This window comes from Aeromonas sp. HMWF015, from assembly GCF_963878965.1.
Classification (GTDB): domain Bacteria; phylum Pseudomonadota; class Gammaproteobacteria; order Enterobacterales; family Aeromonadaceae; genus Aeromonas; species Aeromonas veronii.
The window spans coordinates 1-4,745 of record NZ_CAWNZT010000171.1 but is presented as its reverse complement, the minus strand read 5'-3'; the positions used below and the strand labels follow the sequence as shown (position 1 = coordinate 4,745).

The following is a 4,745-nucleotide window of genomic DNA, read 5'->3' as shown; positions in this document are numbered from 1 at the left end:
GGTCAACTTTCCCAGCCCCTGCAGGCGTGCGTTAAAGAACGGCAAGACCATTGATGCCGCCTGGATAAACCGAGCGGCCCCCATCATTGAGAAGTCCATCAGGTCTTTTGATTCAAAGGCTGCTTGTGCGTGTCCCTTGCCAGCTTTGATTGCGGCCTCATAGACCGCCTCACGGTTTGCGTTCTCCAGGGCCTCGCCAATACGGCTGTACTTATCCCAGGCGTCAGCAATGACACCTTTCGCCTGAGCTGCGTTGCGGATGATGGATTTTTCGTAGCGGGTGATCTGTTCTGGGGTCATGCCCTTACGGCGCAGCGACTTGCGCACAGCATCGGCCATGGCAGAAGGCGCGTTGCCATTGACGTAGCCCCCAAGGAAACTGGCACCGCTGAACATCACATCGATTGTGCTGCCATCAACTGCCAGGGTTTTTCTCACCCCTCTGATCGAGTCAATCACCGGCTTGAAGCCATCCTTGCTGATCACCCAGCCGGAGAGAGAGTCCCGCAGGAAGTTGCGCAGCATGAACTCCGGCGAGGCCGTCACCCCGGTCGTCAACAAGCGCTTGGCCTTGGAGGCCATATTGACCATCGACCCGAAGGGCTGGCGGTCGAAGAATGTCATGGCGCGATAGAGGTCAGGGTCCTCCACACGGATCATGTAATCCTCCCCTTCCAACTTCACGGTAATGAGATTCTTACCGTTCTTGAGGGCCCGCCAGTCCATCAAGTTTGGCTTGGCGACTACCTCAATAATGCCCGTATCAGCCAAGTTCCAAATGGTCTTCTGAGCCGCCATGTTCTTCATCGAGGCGTCAATCAACTTGGAGGTGGAGGCAAAGATGTTCTCGAGCAGGTCATTCGTATTGGCTTCACCGCCTTTGAGTTTCTTAATCCCGGCGTTCTGGTTGGCAATCCCCCTCTGTTTGAATGGAGCCAGCACATCGCCATCCTCGGTTTCACGGAAAAACGGGATGTACCATTCGCTCTCGAACTCTGCACGAGCCTCCTTGGAGAAGAGCCCGGCCTCCTGCGCCAAATCCAAGGTGGCTGCGTTGAGACGGTTCCAGCGAGCTTTGGCATCCTGGAATTTGGCCTCTTTCCCGTTACCCAGGGCCTTGAGCGCAGCTATGTCGTTGGCATCGAGCAGGTTTTCTCGCCCTTGTGCCATAAGGATTTCTGCCCGGTGGCCAGCCATCCAGCCCAACCAGTTGTGAAGATCTTTTCCAAGGTCAGAAAAAATGCCCAACAGGGCATCTTTTTCACCAGTACCAGCCTTTCGCTGGATCACCCCATCCTTCCACTCTGGCAGACCATAGAGCATGGTGGCCTGCATGGTTGAGGCTGCCCCGGTTGCCATTCTGGCCGCCACATAGCCGGAATCAGCGGCATCCGTTATGCCGGCGGAATCTTCTGCGTACTTGATAGGGGCCAGCGCATCGAGTAATTCGGTGTTGGCCTTCTTGATAAAGCGATCTAGCCATGACTCGACAACGCCCCGATCAACCTTGCGCAGCTTGTCCAGATTGGCCTTGGTCTTGTCGATGATGTCGGGCCTGGGGCCCAGATTGAGCTTTTCCATCGCCTTGTCCGCGGCGGAATGAGTTTGGCTGAATTTCAGGCCTGGTTTGACAATATCGTCCTCGCTCAGTACATTCGGGACTGAACCATCCATGCTTGAACCTAAGGGCAATTGCAGCCCGGTGAGTAAAGAGCTAGGGTGGTTTTTCTTTATGTACTTTGCCACGCCATCCGTTACCCATCGGCCAACCTGTTCGTCAGGGCGTCCATGAATACTGGCAATTCTGTTTACTTCAAGATACTTACCTGCACTAACGCCTAATTGAATGGCGGTTACTACTGAGCGGCCAGATTGGTCTTTTGCATCCAGCAACACTACGAGTGATTCGCCTGGATGGGTTTTCGAATCAAATATTGCCAGTGGGTCACTTAATAATTCAGGTAAGGCTTCTACCGTCGCTGTATCTACGTCGTGCTTCACCCCGTTTATCGCCTTGCGCACCGTATCCCGACTCACCCTCATTGTTAGGTTTGGGGCTCCGACAGCCATGAGAACTGCGGGTGTTGAACCAACCTCAATCGCAATATCACCTGATCGAAGTGAGCTCATTGCTTTTGCCAACTGCTGCCGATAGTTATCAGCCTCTGTTTTGTCAGGAGTAAATCTCCCATTACCAGAGCTCGTCTCTTGGCTGAATTTCGTTCCGTCCTGACCAATGTCCTGCCGACCAGGGCGTTTCATCTTGCTGGCCAGCGCCTCAATCAGAGTCCGAATTTCAGCTGGGGTGATCCCGTCGGGTATAAAGCCCACCGCACGCAGTGCTCTGGTTACCCAAGCCACTACCGCATCCCAGCCCCTACGCCATGCGCTGGGCTCAAGCTCAGCCAGGTGTGCAATGACCTCTTCTGCCTGAGTACCAAGATCTTCATCGGCATAATGTGTCTCTACCCAGTCCCACACCGCCTTCATACTGGGCTCTTGTTTTGATTTGAGCAGCCGACTGATCAGCTTGGTGTAATCGCCAGAGCCAAGCACCTTGGCCAGGCCATAATGTGCCAACACCTCGTGACGCAGGATCTCTCTCATCCGTTTAGGGCTGGCAATGGTGTCCGCGGCCACATGCAGGGTCTCGGAGTCTTCATCAAACGCGGCACGGCGTATCAGGCCATCTTTGGGCTGCAGACCCAGCGCTTTCTCCAGCTCAGCCTGGGTGGCGTGGATCTGCACATCGATTACGCTGGTCCCCTTGTACTGCTTGAACCACGCCTGTGTAACCAGCTCGGCTTCTTTACGGGTCAGGTGCTTGGCAGGCTTATCCCCATCAGCAATGGCATGCTTGGAGAAGAGAACCCGCTTATCCCCTTCCTCACGCTCCTCAATGGTGTCAAAAAACTGATCAAATCCCGCCCTGATTGCCGGGATCTCTCCTGCAGTGGGGTACGGATAGCTACCCTCAAGTTGGATACCCAGCGCAGCCTCAGCATCCCAGGCCGATTCACTGACGATGTTGGCCAGATAGTCGTTACTGGCGCCCTGGTCTTGCAGCTTGGCAATCAAGTACGACTCGAACGCCCTGGCACTGAGTTCAGGGTCTGTGGTCCAGTACGCTTTACTGCGTTTGTTATCCAGCTTCTTCGAACGTTCCTTCAGTGCCGTTTGCTTGATTGCACGATTGACCGCCCCGAATGCCTCGATCATTTCCTTTCGAACAGAGCCACGATGGATGTACGGGCTTCCCCTGGCGGCGAGATCGACCACCCGGGCCTCCGTCATCATCACGGTCCCTGTCTCTCCCCCGGTTCTGGCGAAGTAACCATCAAGAGCATGCCACCACTCGTGGCCAAGCGACCCGGCGCCATTCATCTTGGTCAGGTTGATGACCACCTTACCCGGTTCATAGTGAGCCGCTGCCGGGTTAACCCCCCCTGAGCCCCTCGCACCAAACGCCAGTCCCAGCTCACCATTTAGCGATAGCGACTTAGGTGAAATGCCAAGCACAGCAGCCATATCCATCAGCGCATCGTAGGCGTTGTTCAAGTCACGCTGTCGCCGATCTTGCTCGACCCAGTTTCCAAACTCGACGCCACGAAAGCCAAACGCCTTCCCAAACAGTTCAGGGGTAACATCTTCCCCTCCTCGCATGTCTTCACCCACCCTTGGCAGGTTGATATCACGGCGCTCACGGGGGATCTCTTTGGCTTTCTCCAGCTTGCTGACCAGCTCATCGTAATGATCAACTCGGTACTTGCGTGCGTCGCTGACGTTGTCGAACACCTCTGTGAGGTCAATGTGATTACGACCGACTTTCTTGCCAATTACCCAACCTTGCCGATTGCCGCGGCTGTAAATGTCGAACGAGATAGCCTTAGGCTTACTCACCTCTTGGGTCAATTCGTCGTATCGACTCTTGAACTTTGCAAGCACCTCCGCCTTGCTTGAGCCTGATGCGATCGTGCGTGGCCAATGACCAAAGTTAGTGGATTTGCTCTGTCTGCTGATGGTCCAGATGCCGATGGGAGGATCATGCTTAACCCCCTCAAACAGGCTGTAGCTACCAAGGCTAAGCTCCAGATCGGCCAAGCTACGTTGATGGCCGACAGCCAGATAGAGTTCAGCCCGGTTGTGAATGGTATGGGCACTGCGCAAGCCCGCATTAGACATCACCCGTTTAGCCGCATTGGCGTCAATAGAACCGTCCATCAGGCCCACGGACAGATCCCGCAGGGATTTCACGGCTTGAGCCCAATGGCTTACTTTGTAACTGACTCGAGGCTTAGCGGGGATCGCGTCACGGGCAGCCCGGGCAAGAGCAACTGCGTGGGGATCCACTCCTGATGCCACCAACTTGTCATAATCTGGCGCCGGCCAGGCTTTGGATAAGGGCAACGCCTTTATCTGTTCGGCGCTTTCTCCTTCCAAGGTGTCCCGGTACGCCGCCCAGGTATCTTTACGGGCGCCCCCAATCTTCTCACCAAAGTCATGGATCTTGTCTTGGGTGTGTCCCTTCTCAACCACTGCAGGCTTTGTCGTATCACCCTTGCTCAGCCAGTCTTTAAACTCCTCAACCGGCATAGCCTTGATCGCCCCAAGCCCTTGCCACCCCGGTTCATAGTTAGCCAGATAGCCTTCCCGAGCGGACTGCTCATCGGCAAACCCCAGCATGGCTTTATGCTCATCAAACTGGCCTGTTTTGGGGTCTACTTGATCGACGACATAGACCATGT

At 55.0% G+C, this 4,745-nt stretch carries 1 protein-coding gene; it reads right to left on the bottom strand.

The genetic code is table 11. The features are described 5' to 3' along the window. Positions 1-4,745 (bottom strand): LPD5 domain-containing protein (locus AACS18_RS08810; RefSeq protein ID WP_258228893.1); only part of this gene is annotated, 4,745 nt, incomplete at both ends.